The organism is Variovorax sp. YR216, from assembly GCF_900107745.1.
Lineage (GTDB): Bacteria > Pseudomonadota > Gammaproteobacteria > Burkholderiales > Burkholderiaceae_C > Variovorax.
The window spans coordinates 74,951-99,988 of sequence record NZ_FNRO01000009.1 but is presented as its reverse complement, the minus strand read 5'-3'; the positions used below and the strand labels follow the sequence as shown (position 1 = coordinate 99,988).

Below are 25,038 nucleotides of genomic sequence, written 5' to 3'. Positions count from 1 at the left end.
CACCATCCTCAGTTTGAGCATCGACGTAACCCGGAAATACACGGCGATTCGACCACCTCTCCCAAGTCACGAATCGGCTGCGCCTCATTTTCGACGCAGCAGGAAGGTCAGCTTTTCTCTTGTGTGAGGGGGCTCGAGCTCATGCGGCTCTGTCGGCGCGAAATAACTATCGCCGTCGCTTCCGCCGCGGGCTTCGAAGTTCCATGACTCCACCCGATAGCCGCCCTCATGGACCGGCCAAGTAGTCACACATCGTTCGGCGCGAAGTTCCTGTCGCACATGCTCTATAGCGTCCTCTAGGGTAGGGAACGCTTGGATTGACTTCCGGATGCTCAAATTCATTTTGTCTTTTTTCATGGTGGTGATCAATTCCGTAATGCGGCAAAGGATGACTCACTTCGATGCTTCCAGGACAGAAAGAACGAGGGCGCAGATGCTGTCGATGAGAAAAGGTCTCCAGTTTACGCCCGTGGTTTCAGCGGCCCTTGTAGGCGGTTTGCCCATGACAAGTCATCGTACTGATCGGGTACGAGGCCAGTCGAGAAGTACTTCGCGCGTCGCCGTTCGTCCACGAGTTGCACGAAAGACCCGGAATTGAAGAAGATGGCAGTCCTCGAAGCACTCGTCAGGGAAGTGCTCAGGCGGTGAAGCTTGGCGTGAGCAGGCAGACGTTGTACAGACGTCATCAGCAAGCTGACCGGCGTCAGCGGCTTGGCGCCGGCGACGTCGCGTTCACAGCGACGAATTCAAGGCAAACGCCGTGGCCAGTTGCATGCAGCCGGGCATGTCGATGGCGGCGGTGGCGATGGCCCAAGGCGTTAACGCGAATCTGCTGCGCCGATGGGTTCGCGATTCAGAGATGAAGTCGGGAACCACCGTCGTCAGCGCGACCACCGCCGAGGCCCCCAAGGCGCAAGAAGCCCAGACATTGTTCGTCCCGGTCAGCTTGCCGCCACCAGTCCAGCCGGCTCATGTCCCGGACGTTCGCATTGAGCTGCGACGTGGGCCGATGGCGGTCACCGTGACATGGCCGGCGAGCGCCGTCAGCGAGTGCGCGGCGTGGATGCGCGAGTTGCTTCGATGATCCGCATCGACGCGATGTGGCTGGCCGCCGATCCCATCGACATGCGCGCCGGCGCCGACCGCCTGTTGGCGCGCGTCGTGCAAGTCTTCGGTGCAGCGCAGGCGCACCATGGCTACCTGTTCGCGAATGTTCGCGGCACGCGTGTCAAGCTGCTGGTGCACGACGGCTTCGGCGTGTGGTGCGCGGCGCGCCGGCTCAACGCGGGGCGCTTCGTCTGGCCGGGCACGACCAACGCGACGCCCTTGCCGTCACTCACTCCTGCGCAGTTCGACGCCTTGGTCCTGGGTCTGCCGTGGCAACGCCTTAGATCGATTCATGACCGAGCCATAGCGCGATCACCGAGCAGTCCACGCCCGCCTGCAGGAGTTCCATTGCCGCGCTGTGCCTCATGACGTGAGGCGACTCCCGCTTGGACGCCAACGTTGGGCATCGCTTGCTGGCGACTTGCACATGCTTGGCCAGAAGAGCTTGAACGCTATCGCGCTGAGCCGGCCCCCGTGAAGATTGGGGAACAAGGCGCTGGAGCCGCGCCGCGCCGGCTCGTTGAGCCACGCCTGAAGGGCGATTCGGGCGTTCCTTGTCAGTGGAGTGCATCGTTCCTTCCTGCCTTTACCTACGCACCGGACGTGCGCGCCTGCGTCGAGATGGATGGCGTCTCTGTCTAAGCCAATCAGTTCGGAAAGGCGTAAGCCGGTCTGGACTGCGAGCAGCAGCAAGGTATGGTCGCGGCGACCCAGCCAGGTCATCCGATCGGGCGCGGCAAGGATTGCTTCGATTTCGAGGTGTGTCAGGAAATGCACTTCACGCTTGTCGTGTCGCTTGCTCGGTATCGCGAGCACGCGCTGGATAAGGGCGCTGTGAGCCGGCTCCTCGAACGACACAAACCGGAAGAAGGAGCGGATGGCGGTCAAACGCAGGTTGCGTGCCAGTTCGCGCTCGAGCACTTTGGGGTTGTCACGCCAGCGCTCAAGCCATTCCTGAGCTACGTCGCCCGGATACACGTCTTCGATCCCCTCTTTGAGCGCCTTGACGAGCGACGACGCCAGCGCTGCCGGCGCCAACTTCGGGGGCGGCAGGTTCTGATTCCATTCGTCGTCGACTGGTCCCGGAAATGCGTTGATCACTCGGATGCCAGCAGGCCTCATCTCGGCCCGCAGGCACTGTGCCAACGAAAGTGCAGCAGCCTTGGATGCAGAAAATGTTCCGTGCGGCGGGAAGTTGCTCAACGCATAGACCGAGAGCACATTCACCCATGCTGCCGCATGCGTCTCCCCATCTGCGGAACGTGCACGCAACGCCGGACCGAACTCCTGCGCGAGCCGCAGCAGGCCGAAGTAGTTGACGTCCATTTCCAACTTAGCGACGTCTGTGCCGCGGCGCGCAGAGATCCCGTAGGTTCGATGAGCCTCCGCGGTATTGACGATGATGTCCACCTTTCCCCCGACTATTTCTGTCGGCTTTCGCAATGCCAACCACCATGTCGGGCTATGTCCGGCGCGTGCTTGGTCGTCGGTATTTCGCCCCGCTGTAGTCGTTGGTAGATCTTCGGTAGATCGATCTACCAATTTGCTGCACTCCGCGGAGTCGGGCAACGCAGTCGGACGACTTGTCCGATGCAACGGCTTGCTCAGGTATGTCTCAAGACGATCTCTGACGCTACGAGTTCAAGGTGTCGTTCAATTGACTGCGGCGGTTCGTCCCCTCAGGCCCGCTGCGCCAACCTTCGGGGCCGCGTCGCAAATCCTGGACGGCCGGTGAGGCTGCCACTGGAGGCTAGCGGGGGCGCTCCTACGTCCAGGTCGCTTAGCGTCTCCTCCTTGCGCTTCGAAGATCTATCTCTCGACTTTCATGCCTCTCTTGCGAGCGCCAACTTCAAGGGAACGGGTCGGCGAGCTGTAGCGTCAACGCCTCGGGCCGACAGGCGTGCCTCACGGGCGAGGCCCGTGCGGAACTGGCACGCAATGAGCCCGCGGGGAGCCGGCGGCATCGCTCGCCTCAGCGTTGCAACCACCGAGCTTGCGCGGCAGCTGGGGCCAACCAGTCTCACGCTGTGGAAAATCGACAGGAAATGGTGTCGCACTCGACAAGTAGTACTGACGCACGACAGGCAGGACAGAAGGCGCGCTTTTCCGGGTCCGCCGCCCCTCCGCAACGCACTGTTTCACGACATTTTGATACGCTGGATTTTTTCTTTCTATGACAACGAGTTAGATCGTTTTTCGGCTGTTTTGATCGAGATGTTCCACGGAAATCCAGGTCCACAAAGGCTTTTCTTGCCTGCGAGTAGATGAGCGGGTCATAATTAGGTTATTAAGTAACCAAAATGTGCCTGCATATGAGCGATTCGGACATCCTCCTGCCGCCCTCGGCCAGCCTCGACGCAGTCCCCTCCTCCACGCCGGCAACCTCATCGACATCCCCGCCGTGGCCGTCGACTTGTACGCTCGCGGAACTCGGCCGCATCCTGACGATGATGCACGGGCCACAGGCACCTTCTGAATCCTCGCTCAAGAAATGGAACGCCACGGGCGTCTTCGAAGGCTGCACGTCGGACGGCACCGAAGGGATGGTCGAAGTCGACCCGTCATTCACTCGGGAGAGTCTGCGCCGCCCCCGCCGCGCAGGACGTCCTGGGCTGCGTCTGCACACCGACCTTGCGATCCAGCGGGTTCAGGATCAATGGCCTCACCTCATGCATACCGACACGCAGGCTATCGTCGAGTTGGCGGTCGCCCGCACCGCGGATCGCTTGCAGTCCGCAGTCGAGCGACTGAGACCATCGGACGCAATCGCAGAAGTCCCGTCCGCTCCCACGTATCGCCCCGACGCCACTCTGGAAAAGATCGAGGTGCAGCTCGCCGCGCTCCATGAGGAAATGGTTGCAGTGAAGCGCGAGTTGGCGCAGTTCTCCGCCTTGCGCAACAACCTGATCACCAAGCTTGACGAGGCAGTCGCTCGCGCCCAGGACGCTTTGTCGGGGCGTACGCCGGGCGCCGGGCCGGACCCGCTCGTCGAGGCACGACGGGATCGTGACATGGGTGTGTTGAAGTCGATGATGGGCGACATGCTGGAAGCGCTCGAGCGGATCGAGAACCGGAGCGGGGCCGGCTCCTGAGGGTGGTGAACGGTTCACCACCCTCCCCTCGCTCATGAAAAAAGGGGGTGGTGAACCGTTCACCACCCCCTTTTCATTCGCTCCGATTTCCTCAGCTCAGGACGGAGCGCAGTGCCTTTTCGACTTCCGCCTGAACGACCGCGCTGACCGGTCGATCGAACTTCAGCAACAGCCGTCCCTTCTTGTCCTTCGACACCGAAACCTTGCCGGCGCGTCCTACGATCTCGGAAGTCGAAGAAGCCGACGCCGCTTCCGACGCTTCGCCAATCAGCGCCGCATAGATCGTCCCCGCAGTGACGGTCGCACCGCTGTGCCGCACACGCCGGGCACGCTCCATCAATCCGTCCGGGTCGCGCTGCAACGCTTCGCTCAACGGCTTGGCCCAGCGGTACTGGATCTCGACTGGTGAATCGAAAGCCTGCACCACCACGTCCGGCAACTGCGCCACGCCCACCGCCTTGCTGACCAGCCCGTGGTCGACACCCACCGCCTCGGCCAGCTTTCGCATCGATTCGAACAGGCCGGATTCCAGGGCGTTCAAGTACATCACGCCCTGCTCGTAGGCCGAGAGATCTTCGCGCTTGCGGTTCTCACGGTCCATTTCACCGAACAGCTCGCGGTCGCTCATCTCCTTGATCACCGCGCTCACCGGCAGCCCCAACTCCAGGCAGGCGGCATGGCGGCGGTGCCCGAACACCACTTCATACTGAAGCGGCGGTTCAGCGCCCTTCTCCGCTTCACTCAAATCTTCGCTGCGCACCGGCCGAACCTTGATCGCCTGCACATTCCCACCGGCGCTCCGGATGTCTTCCTTCAGCTCGGCAAACTCGCGCATCGCGAAAGCGGTCTGGTGGCGATTCGCCCAGCGCGAACGGCGGATGGTCCGCGGGTCCAGTTGCCTGACTGGATCCGCGCCCACGAAAGGCGCATGGTCTCTCTCGAGTTGTTCAAGCCGCTTGTTCGCCACCGACTCGGCCTGCATGAATGCCGCCATGCCGCCGATCGCGGTGCGCGGCGGCCGAGCCGCAATGCCAGGCGCCACTGCACCCGGCACCGGCGAATTGGCAGCCGGTGCATGCGCTTCCGGCAAGCTCGCCACGTCGGACGGCAAAGTGATCGCGTTGCCCTTCTCGAGAAATCGACGACTCGCCATCTCAGACTCCTTCCATCATTTCGGGACGTACCGCAGCTTCCGACACGTGACTCAGGTTCTTGAGCCACACCGCGCGGACGACGCCCTCCATGTAGGCCACCAGGTTGTCATAGGCCTCGCGGGCCCGTTTGTAGGTCCGTGCATTCCAGTCGTAGCGTGAAATGTCGTAGACCGTGTTGAACTCCGCGCTGGCCGCCGACGTGACCACGGTGCGCGGGATCTCCGCCGGCAGCACCTTGTCGCCATAGGTCTGGATGATCCACTTGCGGACCATGGTGCTGGCGTCGTCGCTGTCGACCCGCGACAGCAGCACATTGATGAAATCGAAGGTCTTGGTGCTGCCGCCCGCGCCAATCAGGTTCTCGGTCAGGTCGGTGAAGAGGGTCCAGAACTGGGCACCCGATGCAAAGTCCAAGGCGTTCGGTGGCAGAGGCATGATGATCCCGTTGCTGGCCATCAGTGCGTTGACGGTGCCGTACGAGAGCGCCGGCGCGGTGTCGATGATGATCACGTCGTAGTCTTCGCGCACATCGTCGATGCCGAGATTCAGCACATTCCAGAACTCGAAGCCGTTGGCCATTTCCTTGACCTGCCGCGCCGGCAGGTTGAACTCGATGCCGAAGAGCAGGGGAGCCGCAGCCACGATGTCGAGCCCGTCCCAGTAGGTCGGCCGAATCGCGTAGCGGATGGAGTCCTCCTCCCCGAGCGCGAGCAGCATGAAGGTGTCTTCCTCTTGGACGTCGAGGTCCGGCACGAGGCCGGTCAGCGTCGACAGCGACCCCTGGGGATCCGCATCGATCATCAGGACCCGGTGCCCCAGCAGCGTCAGCCCCTGGGCCAGCGTCATCGCGGTGGTCGATTTGCCGACGCCGCCTTTGAAGTTGGCGATGCTGATCACCACCGCTTCGGCGCCCGCAGGCCGCAGCCGGTTGCGGCGGAACTCCTTGACCCAGGTCCGCGTCTCCGCGAGACTGAATTCTCTGCGTCGGCTCTTGGGGTCCAAGTTGCCTTGGGGCAGGGGAGGCAGGTCGGTATTCTTCATCCGGTAGCTGAACTGGCCCGGCTCCAGCCCGCAGCGCTCGGCGACTTCCTTCTGGATGAAGACCGGGCTGTTCTTCTGCGCCGAAGGCGCCAGCATCTTGGCCCGCACTGCGCCGACCATCTCGCTCGCCCGCTGGGCCTGCAGCTTGATGTCCGCCATGGTCGAAGTCTTCAAAAAGATCTCGGTCGGACTTGTTTGAGTTAGTTCGTTCATCCACACTCCTTCGCTTAGATGCATTTCACACATTCCATTTTGTGTGATTTGGACAAATTGTCCCCGATCACCCAAAATCCTCCAACACAAATCCCGAAATCACTCATGTGAAGGGAAAGGAGTGGGTGTTACTCGCTTGAAAAGCCCCGGGGACGGGTTGAAGAGATAGAAATTCCTTCAAAGCCTCTAATACCTTTAGGCTGACAAATATTCAATAAAATCAATAGGTTACGTTGATTTCACGAGAATCAACAGGAGACTTTCGAGCTTTGGCAGGATCCGGACAGGGTGGGTTCGGGGGCAGATCCGAGGCCCCGCGGGAGCCTGGCTGTGTGAGTTCAGGGGCGCCGAACCGTCGCGAAAAGGACGCAAAACGTCGCCTCCGGCCCCGATTGAGGTGTTTGACCTGAGCTCGAACGGGAGCAGATGGCCATCGGACGCCGCAAATTGGTGCGAAGCAACATGAGCTTTCACGGGATTTGCATGCCGCCGCCCGTGCGCCCCGAATGAGGCCCCCGGTTCAGATCGATGGATGAGCGCACTTGGCATACATGAAAATGCGCTTTCACCTGACGCCGAAGGCGGTTACAGTCCCCCCGCCCCTCTCCCCGACATGCCCCTTTCCTCCTATTCATCCGCCGACAACGAACTGCGCCACGAAGTGGCGGCCGTGGGCGTCGACGATTACCAGCCGCTCAAGAAGCCGGTCAACGCGCTGGCGGTCGTCGCCCAGAGCGAGCGCATCACCGTGCTTGCACGCAAGACCTACAACGTCCTGCTGAGCCTGGCCCAGGACGAATTGCGCAAGGGCGCCGAGGTGGAGGTCCATCGCGCGCCGCTGGAAGAAGTGGTTCACCTGCTGCGCTACGACTCGAACGACATCGCGGTCGTCAAGAAGCACCTGCGTTCGATGGTCAAGACCACCGTCGAGTGGCAGTCGCCGACGACGGGGGAGGGCAGCCGCTGGACGGTCTGCGGCCTGCTGTCGCAGTGCGAACTGGAGAAGGTCCGCAACCAGGTCTGGGTGTCGTGGGCCTTCGCGCCGGCGCTGCGCCACGAGCTGCTGAATCCGCGCGTCTTCGCGCGCATGAACCTCGCCATGGTCTCGCAGCTCACGACGCATGCCGCGGTCTTTCTCTACGAGCTGGCCTGCCGCTACCAGAACGTCGCCCGGAGCCCGCGCCAGGCCTGGCGCTGGTGGCACGACCCCATGACCGGGCGGGTGCCCGACCCGGAGCGCCTCGAGAAGCTGGATTACTCCTTCTTCAAGCGCGACGTGCTCAAGCCCGCGATCGCGCAGGTCAATGCCAACACCGATTTCACGATCGAGCTGATCGAGCACAAGAGCGGCCGCTTCATCAACGAGATCCAGTTCAATATCAAGGTGAAGGACCAGCGCCTGCCCGGGCTGCAGCAGGCGCCCGAAAAGGCCGATCTCGAATCGATGCGCCAGGCGCGGGAGATGGGCATCACCGACGCCCGCGTCGAGAAGATCGTCGACACCTACGGCTCGGAAGCGCTCGCGAGTGCGCTGCCGGAGCTGCGCCGGCGCGTCGAGAGCACATTCCCGGCGCCGGTGCGCGACCCTGAACGCTATCTGATGTCGCTCATGCCGGGCCATGCGCAGCGCGCAGCGGCCAATGCGGTGGCGAGGGAAGCCCGCAAGGACCCGGACAGCCCCGAGTCGCTCGAAATCCAGGGCCGCCGCCGCCAGGCCTACGAAACCGCGTGGAAGGAGCGCCGGCTCGCCAACATCGAGGCGGACTTCCGCGCGCGCCAACCCGACAGCCAGCAGCAGACCATCCGCGATCTGCTCGCGGCCATGGAAGCGCAGGACCTGCATCCTCAGATCATCAAGCGCTTCAAGAAGGACGGCTGGTCCCATCCGCTCGTCAAAGGGCGCTTTCTTGCGATGTACGCCGAGGCCACCATCGGCGCGGGATGGAACGTCCCCACCGACGAGGACCTGCTCGCGGTCGCCGCGCACCTGGGCGACGCCGGCGTGGTCTGACCGCCTCAGCCGGGATGCTTCCCGGTGTGATGCCTCGCCAGGTGGACACGGTCGTCCAGCGTCGAGAACACCAGCGCGAAGGCGATGCCGACGAGCGCGCCGAGCGCGGTGTCGAGTACCCGCGCCATCGGCATCGCAGCCGCGGCCGCGGGCAATGCGAGCGAAGTCATCAGCAAGGCCATCGGCGTCACGAAGATCAGCCCGAAGGCGTAGTTGAAGCCGATCACCACTTCGGTGACGAACTGCAGCACGACCACCGCGAAGAGCACGAACCAGAACGAAGGATGGTTCGCCAGGATCAGTCCCGCGATGCCGGCGCCGACCACCGTGCCGAGCATCCGCTGCACTGCCCGGTGCATCGTGACGTGCAGATGGCCGCCCTGCAGCACCGCTGTCGCGCCGATGGCTGCCCAGGCGGGAAAGGGCAGGGCGGCGGCGTGCGCCAGCACCGATGCGATGCCTGCGCAGAAGGCGACGCGGCCCGCCGCGACGAGCCAGTGACCCGCGGGCCGCACGCTGCCCGGAGCCGGGACGGGCGGCGCGGTCTCCGAACGCAAGCCGTCAGTGAGGTGGCACACGACCCAGGCGACCACCGCGCCGGCCGCAGTGAGCGCAAGACGCGCGACCACTGTGTGCCATGAATCCACCGGACCCAGCGCAGCGGAGGACGCGAAGACGAAGATGACCGCGCCCGGCCCACCGATCCGCCACTGCGTCACCGCCACGGTCAATGCGCCGGCCAGCAGTGCAAGGCACAGCAGCATCGATTCGGTCGATGCGCCCGCGTGCGCGACGAGCGTCGGCAGGCCGACCGAGACCAGCAGCACCGCGCCCGCCATGGCGACGATGCGCATGCGCCGCCCGGCGGGCGCGAACCGGCCGAACAGCGCCGCCAGGGCGCCCAGCGCGGGAAAGCCCTCGAGATGCGCCCACGGCGAGAAGTGCGCGAGTGCCACCGCCATCAGCACCGCTGCCGACACCTGCATGCCCGCGACGGCCGCATTGCGCAGCGGCGGGGAGGTCGCAACCGAGAGGCTTTCGCGGATGCGTGCCGGTGCCAGGAGGAGGCGTGCGGATTCGCCCCGTCCGACTTGGCGCGGCTCCTGGAAATCAGGCCGTGGGGTGGTCATGGTGCGTGCGCGTAGGTTCAGTTCGATGCCGCGATGCGCGATTCGATCTTCTCGAATGCACGCAGCAGAACGCGGGCCTCTTCCTCGTCGATGTCGGCGAGCAGTTCGTCCTCGATCGCCGCCAGTCGCTTGCGGATCGAGGTGACCGCGCGGCGTCCGGCCTGCGTGAGATGGAGCAGCTTCACCCGGCGGTCGGAGGTGTGCGGCCGGCGCTCGACGAGTTCCTGGCCGACCAGGATGTCGAGCAGCCGGACCAGGCTGGACCCGTCGAGCCCGGCAGCGGCGGCGAGCTGGCTCTGCGAGACGCCGTCGCCCATTTCGTGCAGGTGGACCAGCGCCGACCAGGTGGCATCGCTCAGGCCCGCCGAGGACAGCCGCGCATCGAGCGCCTGCCGCCAGCGGCGGGCGAGCCCGACGAGGCGGATGCCGATGCGCCGATGGTGTTCCGGGGATGGGGTGGCCATGAGTGTGATTATATCCAAATCATTTGAATTCAAATGATTTGAAACCAATGCACCCAGGGCGAAATGCAGGAAGGGGCCCGGAACCGTGCGCCGACGGTGCCCGTCGGGACAATCCTCGCTTGCCGAGTTCGCCCGCCTTGCCTACGCTTACGCCTTACCATTCGTTTCAGACAGCTTGCAATGGCCCTCAAGCGGTTCGTGGTCATCTTTGTTTCGCGTCGCAACACCTTGCGCAGCATCCTCGCCCAGGCCTGCCTTTCCCATCTCGGAAGCGACCGCTTTGCGGCGTACTCGTGCGGCCATCCCGCGCATCTCGGCGACAGCATCGACCCCGCAGCCATCAGCGCCCTCGCGAGCGCACGCATGCCGGTGCCAACCCAGCTGCCCCGCGCCTGGAGCGAGTTGACGCGCGGCGGCGCGCCCCAGGCCAGTTTCGTCATCACGCTCGACGCCGGGATGCTGTCGCTGCAGCCGAGCTGGCCCGGGCAGCCCGATGCTGCGCTCTGGGATTTTCCGGACGTCGCCGCCATGAGCAGTCCCGATGAGTCCGCCCGCGCGGCGCTCCTGATGCTCTACGCGTTGCGCCGGCGGCTGGAGCTGATGATCAGCCTGCCGCTGCACGGCTCGGACCGAGATGCGATCCGGTCGGATGTGCGTGATCTCGCGTACATGCAGTAACAGCAAAGCGCGCCGGCGGCGCTTCCGGCAGCTTCCCGGCGCGCTGTCAAGCGCTGCCCGAGGGTTGCCGCTCTAATCGCGCGCTTGACGCACCTCGGGCCGGGCTGGCAATGTTGCAATGCAACATGAACGATGAAAGCGTCACCGGCCAGCTCCGCGACCGCCTCGAAGACCTCGCGGCGGAAATCGGGCACGCGCGCAAGCGCATGGACCTGGGCCACCTTGCCGCACTGTGCTTCTGCGAGGTTCGCCCATGGGCCCGCCGCAGCGGCGAGAGCACGCTGGCGGATCTCTCGTGGCGCCTTTCCATCCAGCCGCTGCCGCTGGACAGAACCACATTCCTTGCACAGATCGACCGGCTGATCGAGGAGCTCGAGCAGGCCTGTTCGCGCGCAGGCGTCGACAGCGCCGCCATCACGCTGCGACAGGCCCGCGCCGACTAGGCTTATCCGGAAAGGTGCTAAGCCTGTACCTTTTTATTCGTTCACCCGCCGGCCCCGCTTTCGAAGAATGGACGTCTTTCGCACTTCCAGGGCAAGACTTCCATGCTTCATCGACAGAGCTTTCTCCGCCTCGCGGCCTCGCTGCTGCTGGCACCCATGCTCGCCATCGCGGCGCCTGCCACCGGCGAGCCTGTCTTCTTCGGCGTCAGCGGGCCGCTGACCGGGCAGAACGCCCAGTACGGCGCGCAATGGAAGGCTGGCTTCGACCTTGCGCTCGACCAGATCAATGCCGAGGGCGGCATCCATGGCCGGCCGCTCGCGTATGTGTTCGAAGACAGCCAGAGCGACCCGCGGCAGGCCGTGGGCCTGGCGCAGAAGTTCGTCAACGACAAGCGCATCCGCATCGAGCTCGGTGACTTCTCTAGCCCGGCCTCGATGGCGGCATCGCCGATCTACCAGCGCGCCGGGCTCGTGCAACTCGGCTTCACCAACTCGCATCCCGATTTCACCAAGGGCGGCGACTACGTGTGGAGCCCGTCGATCAGCCAGTCCGATTCGCAGCCGCTGCTGGCGGACCTCGCGGTCAAGACGCTGGGCTTCAAGCGCGTGGCGGTGCTCTACCTCAACACCGACTGGGGCCGCACCAGCCGCGACGTCTTCGTCAAGGCGGCGCAGGAGCGCGGCGCGCAGGTGGTGGTCGCCGAGGGCTATCAGCCCGATGAGAAGGACTTCCGCTCGACGCTGGTGCGGGTGCGCGATGCGAATCCAGACGGCCTCGTCCTCATCTCGTACTACCCCGATGGCGCGCTGATCGCCGGCCAGGTGCGCAGCGTCGGCCTCAAGCAGCCGATCGCGGCCAGCGGCTCGGTGTATTCGCCGAAGTTCATCGAGCTCGGCGGCGCGTCGGTCAACGGCATCTTCACCAACACCGCCTTCTTCCCCGAAGAGCCCCGCGCCGAGGTGCAGGATTTCGTCAAGCGCTTCCAGGCCAAGTACGGCAAGGAGCCCGATGCCTTCAACGCCTACGCCTACGACGCAGTCGTCATCGCGGCCGCGGCGCTGCGGCAGGCCGGTCCCGACGCCGACCGGAAGGCGGTGCGCGATGCGTTCTACAAGATCAAGGACGTGCCCAGCGTGGTCTTCGGCAAGGCGAACTTCGACCCCGAGAGCCGCCGCATCATCGGCGTGAAGAGCGTCGATCTCGTGGTGAAGGACGGCAAGTGGGCGCTGGGCGACGCGAAGGCGCGCGCCTCGGTCGCCTCCGCGAAGTAGTCGCGCACCCGTCGCCGCATGAGCTTCACTTCCTTCTTCGACTACACGGTCAACGGCCTGATCATCGGCAACATCTATGCGTTGCTGGCGGTCGGGCTGGCGCTGATCTTCGGCGTCTCGCACCTGATCAACTTCGCGCACGGGTCGGTCTACACCGTGGGCGCCTACATCGGCTGGGCGGCCATCACCTGGCTGCGCACGCCGCTGCCGGTGACCATCCTCCTGGTCGTCATCGGCGCCGGCCTGCTGGGCATGCTGATCGAGCGCGTGGGCCTCCGGCCGCTGCAGGGCGCGGCGCGCATCGCGCCGCTGCTCGCGACCATCGGCATCAGCTTCGTGCTCGACATCCTGGTGCAGCTGGCCTTCAGTCCCGATCCGCGCGCGCTGCCGACGCAGCTTCCGGACTGGCGCCTGCAGATCGGCAGCGGCACCATCGGCGCGCTCGACCTGCTGATCGCGGGCATCGGCATTGCCAGTGCCGCGCTGCTGTTCGGCTTCCTGCGTTTCACGCGGCTCGGCTGGGCGGTGCGCGCCACCGCGCAGGACCGGGACGCCGCGCTGCAGATGGGCGTCGACGTGAACCGCGTGAACCAGACGGTGTTCGCGATCGCCTCGGCGCTCGGCGGGCTGGCCGGCCTGCTGGTGGGCATGTACTACAACAACATCAGCCCGGCCATGAGTTTCCAGGCCACGCTCAAGGGCGTGGTCGCGACCGTGGTGGGCGGCGTGGGCAATGTGCCCGGCGCGATCGTCGGCAGCATGCTGCTCGGGCTCATCGAGAGCTACGGCGTGGCGCTCTTCGGCACGCCGTATCGCAACCTCTTCGCTTTCGCGCTGCTGCTGGCGATCCTGCTGTGGAAGCCGAACGGCCTGCTGGGCCGCAGGAAGGCATTGCCGCCCGAGCCGCTCACCGGCACCTTCATCGCCCCGAGCAAGCCGTGGCGCGTGCCGCCGCGGTTGATCGCCGCGCTCTTCGTCGCCGCTGCGGTGCTGCCGCTGTTCGATCCGTCGCCCTACATCCTGCAGACGCTCACCAACTCGTGGCTCTATGCCGCGCTGGCGTTGAGCCTGACGCTCGTCGCGGGAACGATCGGCCAGATCTCGCTCGGCCACGCAGGCCTGCTGGCGATTGGCGCGTACGCGTCCTCGCTGCTGGTGCTGGACCTTCACCTGCCGGTGGGCACCTCGATCATCGTGGCGGGCCTCGTCACCTCACTGATCGGCACCGCGCTGATCTTCCCGGCGTTCCGGCTGCGCGGCCACTACGTGTCGATCGCGACCCTGGGCATCGGCGAGATCGTCGCCCTGACGATCCTCAACTGGGAGAGCCTCACGCACGGGCCCATCGGCATCTCGGGCATCCCGCCGCTTGCGATCTTCGGTCGCGATGCGTCGTCGAACAGCGCGTTCTACTGGGCTTCGCTGGGTGCGATGACGCTGCTGGCGCTCCTGCAGTGGCGCCTCTTGCGATCGCACCTGGGCCGCACCTTCCGCGCGGTGCGCGAAGACGAAGTCGCCGCGCGCGCCTACGGCGTCAGTCCCGACCGCTACAAGGCCATGGCCTTCGGCTTCGGCGGCTTTGCGGCCGGCGTGAGCGGCGCCTTCACCGCGCACCTGTATTCGTACATCAACCACGAGAGCTTCACCTCGCAGATCTCGATCCTCGCGCTGACCATGGTCATCCTCGGCGGGCTCGGGAACATCAGCGGCGCGCTGCTCGGCGCAGTGGCGCTGGTCAGTCTGCCGGAGCTGTTCCGCGTGACCGCCGAGTACCGCATGCTGGTCTACGGGATCGCGCTGCTGCTGCTCATCCGCTTCCGCCCGCAGGGTCTGCTGGGCACCGTCTGAAACCTGCATCCACACCATCGACACCATGAGCCATCTCAACGACTACCTCGCCGAGAAGCGCGCCGCGGTTCTCGCGCGCAACGCCGCGATCGGCGCAGGCACTGCGCAACCCGCGCACCTCAAGGCGCACGTGCGCGCCGAAGGCCGCAGCGGCGTGCGCCGGCTGCGCATCCGCGAGCACCAGGTCATCAGCGACAGCCCGCCGGACTTCGCCGGCTACAACCTGGGCCCGAGTTCGCCGGAGCTCCAGCTCGGCGTGCTGGGCACCTGCGTCACCCACATCTTTCTCATCCAGGCGGCCGAGCGGAAGGTGCCGCTCGAAAGCCTGGAAGTCGAGGTGACCGGCATCATCGATCCGCGTGCCGGCAAGCCCGGCCACGAAGAGACGCCGATCTGGCCGCACCAGATCGGCTACACGGTGCACATCGATTCGACCGCATCGCGCGAAGAGATCGACGCGCTGTTCGAGGCGGTCGAGCGCAACTGCCCGATCCTCAACCTGCTGCGCAACCCCCAGACCATCCGGGCCGAGGTGAAGCTGATCGACTCGAAGGCCGGGAAGAATTCCGGCCGGAAGGAACCCGATGTCCTTGCTGCTTGAAGTCACCGGCCTCACGCGGCGCTTCGGCGGGCTGAAGGCGGTCGACGGCGTCGACCTGACGCTGAACGAGGGCGAGCTGGTCAGCGTGATCGGCCCCAACGGCGCCGGCAAAACCACGCTCTTCAACCTCGTGACCGGGCTGGACCAGCCCGACGACGGCAAGGTGCGGTTCGAAGGCGCGGACATCACCGGCTGGCCGGCGCAGAAGCTCGCGGCACGCGGCCTCGCGCGAACCTTCCAGCACGGCCGGGTGTTTGCCAATCTCAGCGTGCTCGACAACGTGCTGCTCGGCGCGCACACGCGGCTGCAGGCTGCCAAGCCCCGTCTCGGCGGCGTGCCGGGCGTCGGCGCGCTGGCGGAACTGGCGCTGGCGCTGCTGCAGCCGCCGGCCGTCGCGCGCGAGGCGCAGCGCCTGCGCGACGAGGCGCTGGAGATCATCGCGCTCTTCGGCCAGCGGCTTGCGCCCCGCATCGACCATCCGGCCTACAGCCTCTCGTATGCCAACCGCCGCCGCGTCGAGATCGCGCGTGCGCTGGCGCTCAAGCCGCGCCTGCTGCTCCTGGACGAGCCGACCGCCGGCATGAACGAAAGCGAGACCGCCGAGATGCTGGAGATCATCCGCGGGCTCAAGTCGCGCGGCCAGTCGATCCTGCTGATCGAGCACAAGCTCGACCTGGTGATGCGGCTTTCGGACCGCGTCGTCGTGCTCGACGACGGCCGCAAGATCGCCGAAGGCAGGCCCGAGGCGGTGCGCAACGATCCAGCTGTCATCGAGGCCTACCTCGGCCATCGGCATGTGGGCGACCGGACGGCGGTGGCGGCATGACCACGCTCGCCACCACCGTCGCCCGCACCGGCCTTCTGCCCTCGGCGCTCTGGCGGGACGACGAAGACGACGGGCTGCCGGCGCGCAGCGACACGATCTCCGGCCCGTCGGCTCAGAGTCCGCTGCTCGAACTGCGGAAGATCAACAGCTTCTACGGCCCGGTGCAGGCGCACTTCGACCTCGACCTCGAAGTCGGGCACGGCCAGATCGTGAGCCTGCTCGGCGGCAATGCGAGCGGCAAGTCCACCACCATGAAGGTGGTGCTCGGCCTGCTCAAGCCGCGCTCGGGCGAACTCCGATTCGAAGGCCGCCCGATCGGTGGCCTGAGCACGCCGCAGGTGGTGCGGCGGGGCATCGCCTCTGTGCCCGAGGCGCGCCGGCTCTTCCCCGCGATGACGGTGCGCGAGAACCTGCTGATGGGCGCCTATGCGCGCACCGATCGCAAGGCCGTCGCGGAGGATCTGGCGCGCATGCTCGACCTGTTCCCCCGCGTCGCCGAGCGCATCGACTTCCAGGCGGGAACGCTGTCGGGCGGCGAGCAGCAGATGGTCGCGATGGCGCGCGCACTCATGGGCCGGCCCAAGCTCATCTGCATGGACGAGCCGACGATGGGCCTGTCGCCGCTCTACGTGGACAAGGTGCTCGAGCTGATCGCGCAGATCAACCGCCAGGGCGTCTCGGTCTTCATGGTCGAGCAGAACGCGAGCCTGGCGCTGCAGATCGCGCATTACGGCTATGTGCTGCAGACCGGTCGCATCGTGTTGCAGGGGCCCGCCCATGAACTGCTGGCCGATTCGCGCATCCGCGACGCCTATCTCGGGGGCGGCGATGCCGCCCGAACCGCTTCCTGAAATCTATCGGACATGACTCTCCAACTCGATCACATCGTCATCGCCGTCAACGACCTCGAAACGGCCATCGCGGACTACACCGCACTGGGATTCAACGTGCTGCGCGGCGGGGACCACCCCGGGCGCACCACGCACAACGCGCTGGTGGTCTTTGCCGACGGCAGCTACTTCGAACTCATTGCCTGGAAGGCGCCGGCGCCGGAGGAGCGCTGGTGGCAACTCCTGCAGCGCCACGGAGAAGGCGTCGTGGACTTCGCGCTGTTGCCGCAAAGCACTTCCGAAACTGTCGCCGCAGCCGCGCAGCGCGGGCTCGTCCTCGACGGCCCGCTCGATGGCGGACGCCTGCGGCCGGATGGGGAACGCCTGCGCTGGCAGACGGCGCGCGCGCCGTCGCCGGACCTGCCGTTCCTGTGCGGCGACCTCACGCCGCGGGCGCTGCGCGTTCCTGAGGGAAGCGCGCGCGTGCATCCCAACGGCGCGACCGGCGTCGCGAGCCTCGCGATCGCGGTGCACGACCTGGATGCGACCCTGGCGCGCTATCGCGCGCTCATCGGTCCAGCGCGCGACGCGGTGGACACGCACGTCGGGCGCCCCGCGAGCCTGCCGGGCGGACAAGGCCGGGTGGCGCTGGTCGAGCTCGGCCCGAGCACGCTCGCGCTGACTTCGCCAGAGTCGAGGCTCGCCGCCCGGGGTGAAGGGCCCTTTGCCGTGGTGCTGCGCACATCCGGCAAGCCCGGCACGCTCGGCCTCGCGCTGACGCACGGCGCCAGCATCGAGCTGGACCCATCCACCGTGCCGGCCGCTGCCAAGGCACCGCGCGCCGAAACCGCGACGGCCTGACGACATGGCAGACACCTTCACGTCCACCGGCAAGCGCCTCGGATTCTTCACCCGCGTCCTGGACGACGCACCCGCCGCCGATCGCTATCGGCTCGCCATCGAGCAGATCGTGCATGCCGAGGCCTTCGGTTTCGATTCCGCCTGGGTGGCCCAGCACCACTTCAATGAAAGTGAGGGCGGCCTGCCGTCGCCGTTCGTGCTGCTGTCGCACGCGGCGGCGCGCACGCAGCGGATTCGCCTGGGCACCGGCGTCGTGACGCTGCCGCTCGAGAACGCGGTGCGCGTCGCCGAGGATGCGGTGGTGCTCGACCTGCTGTCCGGCGGCCGCCTCGAATTCGGGGTCGGCACCGGCGGAACACCCTCGGCCTTCCATGCGTTCGGCCTCGTCAGCGAAGCGCGCGCCGAGGTGTTCGCGCGTCATCTGGCGCTGGTACGCGAGGCGTGGGCCGGCCGCGCGCTGGAAGGCGGCGCCCGCATCTACCCGTCGTCGCCGCAACTGCTGGGTCGCATCTGGCAGGCCAGCTTCACCGTGAACGGCGGCAGCCGTGCGGGCGCCGCGGGCGACGGGCTGATGCTGTCCAGGACCCAGCCCCGGCCCGATGGCGCGCAGCATGCCTCGCTGGCCGACCTCCAGGACCCGATCATCGATGCCTACCTCGCGCACCTGCCGGCTGGGCGTGTGCCGCGCATCATGGGCTCGCGCTCGGTGTTCGTCGCCGACGATCGCCAGGAGGCGCTTCGCCTGGCCGAGCTGGGCCTGCGCCGCAGCGTGGCGCGCCTGTCCGATCCTGGCCGCCCCGGCGCCGATGCCACGCTGCAGGAACTCATCGCGGGCTACGACGTTCACGTCGGCACGCCCGGGGACGTCATCGCTTCCCTGCGGGCCGACCGCACGCTGGACCGCGTGACCGACATGGTGTTCCAGGTGCATTCGGTCGATCCGCCGCACCCGCTGATCCTGCGCTCCATCGAGCTGATCGCCACCGAAGTCGCACCCGCGCTCGGCTGGTCGCGACAGGACCGCGCGCCCGCTTTCAACGAACCCTCCCAACCCCTCGCCGCATGACCTCATCCACTGCTTCCGATGTGATCGACCAGCTCGCCGGCATCCCGCCGGGAAATGCCATCGACGCGATCCGCGCCCGCCGCGCGCAGGCGCGCCTCCATGGGCAGAACAGCTATCTCGCGCTCTTCGAGCCGCCGCTTCCGCTCGTGGGCGAATTCACGCTGCCGGAGCGGTTCGCCGTCGCGACCTTCGTGGCTGCACTACACCGCCAGGCGCAGGCCACCGCCTTCTATGCGGACGGTCTCGCGCGAGATGGCAGCGATCGCGGCCTCGTCGATGCGCTGGTGACCGAAGCGGCCGCTGTCGATTCGTCGGGGCCGTACGGCCGTTATCCGGCCGGCCGCCTGACGCTCGAAGACGTGCCCGGCCCGGCCTGGCGCGTGAGTGACGCGCTTGCCTGCCTGCTGGGGCCGCGCCTGTCCGCCGCGCTGGTGCATGCGCATCTGCTGGTGTTCCATCCTCGCGATGCGCAGGCGCAGGACCTGCAGGCGTTGCTCGATGCCGGGTGGTCGACCACCGACATCGTCACCTTGTCGCAACTCGTCGCGTTCCTCGCGTACCAGGTGCGCGTCGCAGCGGGGTTGCAAGTCCTGCGAGACACGCCCGTCGCCACCCAGGCAGAAGCCTCTGCAAGCGAGGCCGTTCAATCATGACCACATCGACGCTTTCCCATCCCTCCAACGTACCGCCCAGCGCCTTCACGCAAGACGAGCTCGAATGGCTTCCGTGGCTGGAGCCGCTCCAGGAAAGCGAACTGACGCAGAGGCACTTCGACGGCCTGGTGGACGCATCGCGTGCCAAGTCGCCGTACTTCATGCTGCTCGCGCGCGACCCGGACATCCTCGGCGCGCGCACGCGGACCGACAAGGACATCTTCTACAACCCCGAGGCGGGCCTGCCGCGCGCGGAGCGCGAGCTGTCGGCCGCGGCCACGTCGCGCTACAACGGCTGCATCTACTGCGCGTCGGTGCACGCGCGATTCGCCGCGCACTTCTCGCGCCGCAGCGACGAGGTTCAGCGGCTGCTCGACGAAGGCGTGGGCACGCGCATCGACGAGCGGTGGGATGCCATCGTCGCCGCATCGGTGGACCTGTCGGCGACACCGCCGGCCTTCGGCCCCGAGCATGTCGAGCGCCTGCGAGCGGCCGGCCTGGACGACCTCGCGATCTCCGACGTGATCCATGGCGCGGCGTTCTTCAACTGGGCGAACCGGCTGATGCTTTCGCTCGGCGAGCCGGCCTCGAAGGCGTGAAGCGGCGAGATTCGCGCTGTGGCTTACCTGGCAAGAGCGGCCCATCGTTTCCTGGCGCTCTCCAGCAGCCCTTCGCGTTCGATGGCCGGCTGTGCCTTGGTATCCCCTTCGGCGATGATTTCAATCGCGCAGGGCCTGGCCAGCTTCGATCCGAGCTCATCGTTCCGAGCGAGTGCGGCGTGCCTGGTGCTCGAAATCACGTGGACCCGGAGGTGCCGGCCGATGGACACGGAGAGCTTCTGGCATGCCGCGGACATGTCTTTTTCGTCCGGCACCTTCTGGCCATGCACGACCAGCAGTTCGACCGTGCCGTCGAGGTCCTCGCCGAGCACGAAGGCGCGCAGGACCGAGTCCTTGAATTTTGAGCGGAGCATCGCTCGAACCGGCTCCGCTGCTGCAAAGGACTTGAGGGCGATGCCTCTCAACTCGCTGTAGAAGACAAAAGACGTGTTCGCGCACACCGTGTCTGGCGCGTCGCTCGTCGACTTGCATTTGATCAGGATGCCGCTCTTGACGAGGTGCTCTTGGGTGCGCTCGACGTCTTCGATGCTGAGCTTGGACGCCTTCGCGAGCGCATTCACGGTGAACTTGCTGGTGGGGTTCGCATACACGACCTTCAACAGCTTCTGGACTTCTGGGGAGAGGAGGAAATCTGCGGCACTCATTCTGGCTGGCGTCACTTGGCGCTTTGCATTATGGCCATCGCCTCGACGCCGCCCTATTGTGCGTCGACCCCGTCTCGTATTTCGGCAGTGCCATCAAGGACACGGATATGGACCATCCACCGTCAGGGCTTTCGCGTCGCGGCTTCATGGGAGGCGTTGGTGCCGGAGGTTTGGCCCTTGGGGCCAGCCTGATGGGTCACCCTGGAAGGGCAGTTGCCGCATCCGTGATCGACGTGAGCAGGGTCACCACGCCCGTCTCTAACGTGCAGGCCCTGCCGAACGCCTACTACCTGACCAACGTCCGACGGCTGGGCCGCGCTCAGCCCAGACATGCGCCGTCGCGCCGCAGCGCTTCGCGAAGGCTCTTCGCGCTGATGCCACGAACACTGGCGCCGGATGCTCCTTCCGCAGCCATCGCCGCGGCAGTGCCTGCCGCCTGGCCGACCGCCATGGAGATGGTCATCACCCGGATGGCAGCCAGCGCCTGGTGCGTCGCCGAGATGCCGCGGCCTGCAACCAGTGCGTTGTCCAGTCCCACGGGGCACAGGCTGCGATACGGGATCTGGTAGGCATGGTCGTCGCCCAGCGCCGAGTACACCAGCTCGCCACCGGCCGCCGGATGAATGTCGATCGGATAGGCGCCTGCCGCGACTGCGTCATCGAAGTCGACCGGCGCCAGCAGTTCCTCGGCGGTGAGCACATGGTCGCCGAGCACCCGCCGCGTTTCGCGCACGCCGACCTGGGTGCCGAACGCGAGCAGCCGGCCCGACGCGCAGCCCGGCACATGGGCGCGCAGGTACTGCGCGGCGCTCCAGGCCTGCCTGCGCCCTTCGATCTCCGCCTGCCCGAGGGCCATGGCGTCCGTCGCGTCGATCGCAAGGCGGCTGATGTTGAACCAGCCGTCCGCCGAATAGGGGTCGCGCGCCACATGCAGGGCGGCGCGCGCCAGCGCCTTCTCTTCATAGCCACGTCGCGCCAGGGCCGCCAGTTCCGCCGGGGACAGCGCATCGAAGCGCGCGAAGTCGATCGGGCCGAAGCGGAACATCATGGTCGCGGGCTGAAGGGCTTCGCCGTCGTCGAGCGGCAGGAATTGCGCACCGGCCTGCCGCATGGCATCCATGTCGCCCGACGTGTCCACCAGCACACGGAGCCCGATGCGCACGACGCCGCCCTTGGTCAGCACGCGGACGGAATCGATCCGCGAGCCCTGGCGCGAGACATCCAGCAGGTTGGCATGCAGCAGCGGCTGCACGCCGGCATCGCGCACCATGTCGTCGAGCACGAGCTTGAGCACTTCGGGTGCGTATTCGACGCGGTCCATCCGATGGCCGGTCGACATCACGAAGACCTGGTGCGCGGCAGCCGCGCCGTATTCGCGCAGGCGGTCGACGACCTCCTGCGCGAGACCCGACACCACACGCCGGCCGTTCGCCGTCTGCCAGCTGTTGAACTGGGCGACCGCACCTGCAGTCGCGTTGCCGCCGAGAAAGCCGTAGCGTTCCAGCAGGATCACGCGTGCGCCGCGACGCGCAGCGGACACCGCGGCGATCGTGCCCGCCACACCGCCGCCGCAGACGAGCACATCGGTGTCCAGCGGCGCGGCTTCCGGGCGTGCCGAAGAGAGGGGCTGATCGATCACGCGCGTCACCCCGCCTTGATGCCGCGGGCCTTGATCACGCTGGCGTACCGGGTGGTTTCCGCCTGCAGGAACTGGGCGGTTGCCTGGCGGTCCATCGCCATCGGCGTGACGTTCAGCGAGGCGAAGCGCGCGTTCACCGTGTCGGAAGCCAGCGCTTGCGCGAGCAGGCCTTCGAGCTTCGCCAGGCCCTCCGGCGGAATGGTTCCCTTGGGCGCGAGCAGTGCGGCCCAGCCCTGGACTTCCAGTGCAGGAAGCTTCAGCGAGCGCAGCGTAGGAACACCCGGAAGCTCCGGAACCGGCTGCGGCGAGGAAACCGCCAGCGCCCGGATGCGGCCCGACTTGATGTGCGGCGCGACGCTGGGCAGGTTCAGGAAGCCGAACGCCACCAGGCCGCTGATCAGTTCCGGCAGCAGGGCGCTTTCGCCCTTGTAGGCCACGGGGGTGATCTGCACGCCGGCTTCGCTCGCGAAGATCTCCGAGGCGATGTGCGCGAGCGTTCCGTTGCCGCTGTTGCCGGCTGCCAGCTCACCGGGGTGCGCCTTGGCGTGGGCAATCAGATCCTGCAGGGACTTGATGTTGGAGCTCGCCGGCACCACCAGGACGAGGGGCTGCGCCGACACCATCCCGACCGCATCGAAGTCGCGCACCGGGTCATAGCCGATCTGGGGATTGAGCGACGGGTTGATGACCATGCTGTTGCTGGCCATCAGGAGCGTGTGGCCGTCCTTACTCTGGGCCGCGGCGAGGACGCCGATCGCGCTGCCCGCGCCCGGCTTGTTCTCGACGATCACGCTTTGGCCGAGCTTCGGCGCGAACAGGTCGGCAAGAACGCGGGCGGACGAATCGGCACCGCCGCCCGGCGCGAAGGGAACGATGATCCGGACCGGCTTGGTTGGCCAGGCTTGCGCCGCCAGTGCGCGAACGCTCACGCCGGCGGCGAGCAGCGCCAGCATCGAGCGGCGATTGATCTTGAACGTCATCAGCTTGTCTCCAGGTTGCACTCGCATTGATGATGGGCCGCGGTCGGGTATATCGGCAAATACCAAGATTCAAGACACTCATAACATCGTGTTATTCAACTTCCTACGACCATGAACCTGCGCCAGATCGAGGTTTTTCGCGCCGTGATGCTTGCCGGATCGGTGACCGATGCCGCACGGCTCCTGCATGTGTCGCAGCCCGGCATCAGCCGCATGCTCGCCCACATCGAGCTGCAACTGGGGCTGAAGCTCTTCGAACGCGGCCGAAGCAAGCTCAGGCCCACGCCCGAAGCGCAGGCGCTCTATGCCGAAGTCGAAAGCGTCTATCGGGGCGTGCGGCGCATCGAGGAGCGTGCGCGGGACCTGCAGGCAGGCGGCGGGCTGCCGCTTCGCATCCTCGCGAGCCCGAGCACCGCGCTCGAGATCGTGCCGCGCGCGGTGTCGACCCTGGCGGCGAGATTCCCGACCGCGCGCATCTACATGGAGGCGCAGCTCGTGCGCGAGATGGTCGGCCAGCTGGCGCGCAACGAGGCGGACATCGCGGTGTCCACCCTGCCGATCGACCATGCGCTGCTGGTCAGCGAAGAGGTCGGAAGCTGGTCGATGGCGTGCGTCTTCCGAAGCGACCATCCGTTTGCGAAGAAGAAGAGCGTGAGCCTGCGGGACGTGATGGGCGAGCCGCTGATCGCCTTCAGCCCGGACACGCCGCAAGGCCGTCTGCTCGAAGCGCAGGAGGCCGGCAACAAGCGCGAGTCATCGGCCCGGATCGAGGTGCGCTCCGGGCAGGTCGCATGCGCGCTGGCGGCCTGCGGCGCAGGCGTCGCGGTGGTCGACGAGTTGACCGCGCGCGCGTGGAATCGCAAGGCGCTTTGCTTCCGGCCGCTGCGCGGCGGCCCGGTGCATCCGGTGTATGTGGTGCGGCATGCCAACCTGCCGCAATCGGCCATGGCGCAGGCGTTCGTCGCTTGCGTGAAGACGGCGTTCAGGGCGGCCCGAACACAAGGCGGGTGAGTTCGCCGTTCGTGGCCGCCCGCAAAGCACTTCTTGCGCAGCATGGTGGCCGTCGCTACGATCACCCGGCCCGCTCTCGGTCATACCAACGAACAGGAGCGCCACGATGAAGTCTCGGGTCACCCGCCGTTCGGCAGCCTGGCGAACGATCGGGGTTGCAATGGCGGTCGCAGGGGGTAGCGCCAGCCTTCCCGCGTTCGCGCAGTCGGGAGCGACGCCGTCGTTCAAGGAAGTCGATTCCATGGAGGCCCGCGTCCAGGGCTGCGTGACCTGCCACGGCCAGAGCGGCCAGGGCACCGAGAACGGCTACTTCCCCCGCATCGCCGGCAAGCCCGCGGGCTATCTGTACAACCAGCTCGTGGCCTTTCGCGACGGCACGCGGCACTACGCGCCGATGAACTACCTCGTCGCCTATCTGCCGGATGCCTACCTGAAGGAGATCGCCCAGTATTTCGCGAGCCGGCGGCCTCCGTTCGCGCCGGGCGAAGCGATGAAGGCCGACCCGGAAACCTTGCGCAGAGGCGCGGCCCTCGTGGCGGCCGGGGATTCCGGCAAGGGCATCCCTGCGTGCGTCGCCTGCCATGGCGTCGGGCTGACGGGGATGGAGCCGGGGATTCCCGGCCTCGTCGGACTGCGGTCGACCTATGTGGTCGCGCAGCTCACGCGCTGGCGGGTCGGCGAGCGCCATGCGGCCGAACCCGACTGCATGAAGCGCGTGGCGACGCGCCTCACCGACTCGGACATGAACGCCGTGGCGGCCTGGCTGTCGCAGCAGGGTGCACCCAAGGACCCATCGCCGGAACCGGCCAACCTCGTTCGCATGCCGCTCGCATGCGGCAGCCAGAAGTGACGTG

At 66.5% G+C, this 25,038-nt stretch carries 24 protein-coding genes and 4 pseudogenes; 18 read left to right on the top strand and 10 right to left on the bottom strand.

Features of this window, described 5'->3' with window-relative positions; all coding sequences use genetic code 11:
• Nucleotides 1–84: 84 nt before the first annotated feature.
• Complete coding sequence (locus BLW05_RS35495; RefSeq protein WP_143044886.1) at nucleotides 85–357, bottom strand: hypothetical protein; 273 nt, start codon at nucleotides 355–357, stop codon at nucleotides 85–87.
• 373 nt (nucleotides 358–730) lie between these two features.
• Here BLW05_RS35495 and BLW05_RS21695 point away from each other — a divergent pair.
• Nucleotides 731–1,084: pseudogene (locus tag BLW05_RS21695) on the top strand (transposase); the annotation flags it as partial.
• A complete protein-coding gene (gene tnpB / locus BLW05_RS21690; RefSeq protein WP_177142761.1) occupies nucleotides 1,081–1,476 on the top strand; it encodes an IS66 family insertion sequence element accessory protein TnpB in 396 nt (131 codons plus the stop codon). The pseudogene BLW05_RS21695 and the gene tnpB, both read left to right, overlap by 4 nt.
• Here the strand turns inward: tnpB and BLW05_RS36835 are convergent.
• Together BLW05_RS36835 and BLW05_RS36520 are read right to left on the bottom strand one after the other, a co-directional pair.
• Nucleotides 1,388–1,818, bottom strand: a pseudogene (locus BLW05_RS36835) (tyrosine-type recombinase/integrase); the annotation flags it as partial. The gene tnpB and the pseudogene BLW05_RS36835 sit on opposite strands and share 89 nt — an antisense overlap.
• Before the next feature lie 189 nt (nucleotides 1,819–2,007).
• A pseudogene (locus BLW05_RS36520) lies at nucleotides 2,008–2,529 on the bottom strand (SDR family NAD(P)-dependent oxidoreductase); the annotation flags it as partial.
• 890 nt (nucleotides 2,530–3,419) lie between these two features.
• On the opposite strand from BLW05_RS36520, the gene BLW05_RS21670 reads away from it, so the two are divergent.
• Nucleotides 3,420–4,199, top strand: a complete 780-nt coding sequence (locus BLW05_RS21670) for a hypothetical protein (RefSeq protein WP_143044885.1) — start codon at nucleotides 3,420–3,422, stop codon at nucleotides 4,197–4,199.
• Between the two features lie 91 nt (nucleotides 4,200–4,290).
• On the opposite strand, the gene BLW05_RS21665 is transcribed toward BLW05_RS21670, so the two are convergent.
• Both BLW05_RS21665 and BLW05_RS21660 read right to left on the bottom strand, forming a co-directional pair.
• The gene (locus tag BLW05_RS21665) at nucleotides 4,291–5,352 is read right to left on the bottom strand and encodes a ParB/RepB/Spo0J family partition protein (RefSeq protein WP_093165624.1); all 1,062 of its coding nucleotides are present in this window, start codon (nucleotides 5,350–5,352) and stop codon (nucleotides 4,291–4,293) included.
• Nucleotide 5,353: 1 nt separating this feature from the next.
• Complete coding sequence (locus tag BLW05_RS21660) at nucleotides 5,354–6,568, bottom strand: AAA family ATPase (RefSeq protein WP_256330431.1); 1,215 nt, start codon at nucleotides 6,566–6,568, stop codon at nucleotides 5,354–5,356.
• Between the two features lie 652 nt (nucleotides 6,569–7,220).
• On the opposite strand from BLW05_RS21660, the gene BLW05_RS21655 reads away from it, so the two are divergent.
• Nucleotides 7,221–8,618 carry a replication initiation protein gene (locus BLW05_RS21655; protein WP_177142760.1) on the top strand — a complete coding sequence of 466 codons (1,398 nt, stop codon included), beginning with the start codon at nucleotides 7,221–7,223 and terminating at the stop codon, nucleotides 8,616–8,618.
• 5 nt (nucleotides 8,619–8,623) lie between these two features.
• On the opposite strand, the gene BLW05_RS21650 is transcribed toward BLW05_RS21655, so the two are convergent.
• Nucleotides 8,624–9,748, bottom strand: coding sequence for an FUSC family protein (locus BLW05_RS21650; protein WP_093165621.1), 1,125 nt, complete (start codon nucleotides 9,746–9,748; stop codon nucleotides 8,624–8,626).
• A gap of 17 nt (nucleotides 9,749–9,765) precedes the next feature.
• The gene (locus BLW05_RS21645; RefSeq protein WP_093165620.1) at nucleotides 9,766–10,212 is read right to left on the bottom strand and encodes a MarR family winged helix-turn-helix transcriptional regulator; all 447 of its coding nucleotides are present in this window, start codon (nucleotides 10,210–10,212) and stop codon (nucleotides 9,766–9,768) included.
• 180 nt (nucleotides 10,213–10,392) lie between these two features.
• On the opposite strand from BLW05_RS21645, the gene BLW05_RS21640 reads away from it, so the two are divergent.
• The 11 genes from BLW05_RS21640 (at nucleotide 10,393) to BLW05_RS21590 (ending at nucleotide 19,889) form a co-directional block, all read left to right on the top strand.
• Nucleotides 10,393–10,890, top strand: coding sequence for an arsenate-mycothiol transferase ArsC (locus tag BLW05_RS21640; protein WP_093165619.1), 498 nt, complete (start codon nucleotides 10,393–10,395; stop codon nucleotides 10,888–10,890).
• 125 nt (nucleotides 10,891–11,015) lie between these two features.
• The gene (locus BLW05_RS21635; protein WP_143044884.1) at nucleotides 11,016–11,333 is read left to right on the top strand and encodes a hypothetical protein; all 318 of its coding nucleotides are present in this window, start codon (nucleotides 11,016–11,018) and stop codon (nucleotides 11,331–11,333) included.
• Between the two features lie 102 nt (nucleotides 11,334–11,435).
• Complete coding sequence (locus tag BLW05_RS21630) at nucleotides 11,436–12,605, top strand: ABC transporter substrate-binding protein (protein ID WP_093165617.1); 1,170 nt, start codon at nucleotides 11,436–11,438, stop codon at nucleotides 12,603–12,605.
• A gap of 18 nt (nucleotides 12,606–12,623) precedes the next feature.
• Nucleotides 12,624–14,453: an ABC transporter permease gene (locus tag BLW05_RS21625; RefSeq protein ID WP_093165616.1), complete on the top strand. Its 1,830-nt coding sequence runs from the start codon at nucleotides 12,624–12,626 to the stop codon at nucleotides 14,451–14,453.
• 25 nt (nucleotides 14,454–14,478) lie between these two features.
• On the top strand, nucleotides 14,479–15,054 hold the full coding sequence (locus BLW05_RS21620) for an OsmC family protein (protein ID WP_093165615.1): 576 nt from the start codon (nucleotides 14,479–14,481) through the stop codon (nucleotides 15,052–15,054).
• Nucleotides 15,038–15,880, top strand: coding sequence for an ABC transporter ATP-binding protein (locus BLW05_RS21615; RefSeq protein ID WP_093165614.1), 843 nt, complete (start codon nucleotides 15,038–15,040; stop codon nucleotides 15,878–15,880). The genes BLW05_RS21620 and BLW05_RS21615 overlap by 17 nt, the downstream gene beginning before the upstream one ends.
• Entirely contained in the window at nucleotides 15,877–16,731 is an 855-nt protein-coding gene (locus BLW05_RS21610; protein WP_093165613.1) for an ABC transporter ATP-binding protein, read from the top strand. Before BLW05_RS21615 ends, BLW05_RS21610 begins: the two co-directional genes overlap by 4 nt.
• A 12-nt stretch (nucleotides 16,732–16,743) precedes the next feature.
• On the top strand, nucleotides 16,744–17,571 hold the full coding sequence (locus BLW05_RS21605; RefSeq protein ID WP_093165612.1) for a VOC family protein: 828 nt from the start codon (nucleotides 16,744–16,746) through the stop codon (nucleotides 17,569–17,571).
• A gap of 4 nt (nucleotides 17,572–17,575) precedes the next feature.
• The gene (locus tag BLW05_RS21600) at nucleotides 17,576–18,637 is read left to right on the top strand and encodes a putative FMN-dependent luciferase-like monooxygenase (RefSeq protein WP_093165611.1); all 1,062 of its coding nucleotides are present in this window, start codon (nucleotides 17,576–17,578) and stop codon (nucleotides 18,635–18,637) included.
• On the top strand, nucleotides 18,634–19,290 hold the full coding sequence (locus BLW05_RS21595; RefSeq protein WP_093165610.1) for a CMD domain protein: 657 nt from the start codon (nucleotides 18,634–18,636) through the stop codon (nucleotides 19,288–19,290). The genes BLW05_RS21600 and BLW05_RS21595 overlap by 4 nt, the downstream gene beginning before the upstream one ends.
• Nucleotides 19,287–19,889 (top strand): alkylhydroperoxidase domain protein, encoded by a 603-nt coding sequence (locus tag BLW05_RS21590; RefSeq protein ID WP_093165609.1) that lies wholly within the window; start codon nucleotides 19,287–19,289, stop codon nucleotides 19,887–19,889. Before BLW05_RS21595 ends, BLW05_RS21590 begins: the two co-directional genes overlap by 4 nt.
• 23 nt (nucleotides 19,890–19,912) lie before the next feature.
• Here BLW05_RS21590 and BLW05_RS21585 read toward each other — a convergent pair whose 3' ends face one another.
• A complete protein-coding gene (locus BLW05_RS21585) occupies nucleotides 19,913–20,470 on the bottom strand; it encodes a hypothetical protein (protein WP_256330430.1) in 558 nt (185 codons plus the stop codon).
• A 191-nt stretch (nucleotides 20,471–20,661) separates the two neighbouring features.
• Here BLW05_RS21585 and BLW05_RS36830 point away from each other — a divergent pair.
• Nucleotides 20,662–20,760: pseudogene (locus BLW05_RS36830) on the top strand (twin-arginine translocation signal domain-containing protein); the annotation flags it as partial.
• A 113-nt stretch (nucleotides 20,761–20,873) separates the two neighbouring features.
• Here BLW05_RS36830 and BLW05_RS21575 read toward each other — a convergent pair.
• Complete coding sequence (locus BLW05_RS21575; protein ID WP_256330429.1) at nucleotides 20,874–22,193, bottom strand: FAD-dependent oxidoreductase; 1,320 nt, start codon at nucleotides 22,191–22,193, stop codon at nucleotides 20,874–20,876.
• Nucleotides 22,194–22,198: 5 nt separating this feature from the next.
• On the bottom strand, nucleotides 22,199–23,173 hold the full coding sequence (locus tag BLW05_RS21570) for a Bug family tripartite tricarboxylate transporter substrate binding protein (protein ID WP_256330428.1): 975 nt from the start codon (nucleotides 23,171–23,173) through the stop codon (nucleotides 22,199–22,201).
• 111 nt (nucleotides 23,174–23,284) lie between these two features.
• On the opposite strand from BLW05_RS21570, the gene BLW05_RS21565 reads away from it, so the two are divergent.
• Entirely contained in the window at nucleotides 23,285–24,184 is a 900-nt protein-coding gene (locus tag BLW05_RS21565) for a LysR family transcriptional regulator (protein WP_093165605.1), read from the top strand.
• Between the two features lie 106 nt (nucleotides 24,185–24,290).
• Nucleotides 24,291–25,034, top strand: a complete 744-nt coding sequence (locus BLW05_RS21560) for a c-type cytochrome (RefSeq protein WP_093165604.1) — start codon at nucleotides 24,291–24,293, stop codon at nucleotides 25,032–25,034.
• The last annotated feature ends 4 nt before the right edge of the window (nucleotides 25,035–25,038 follow it).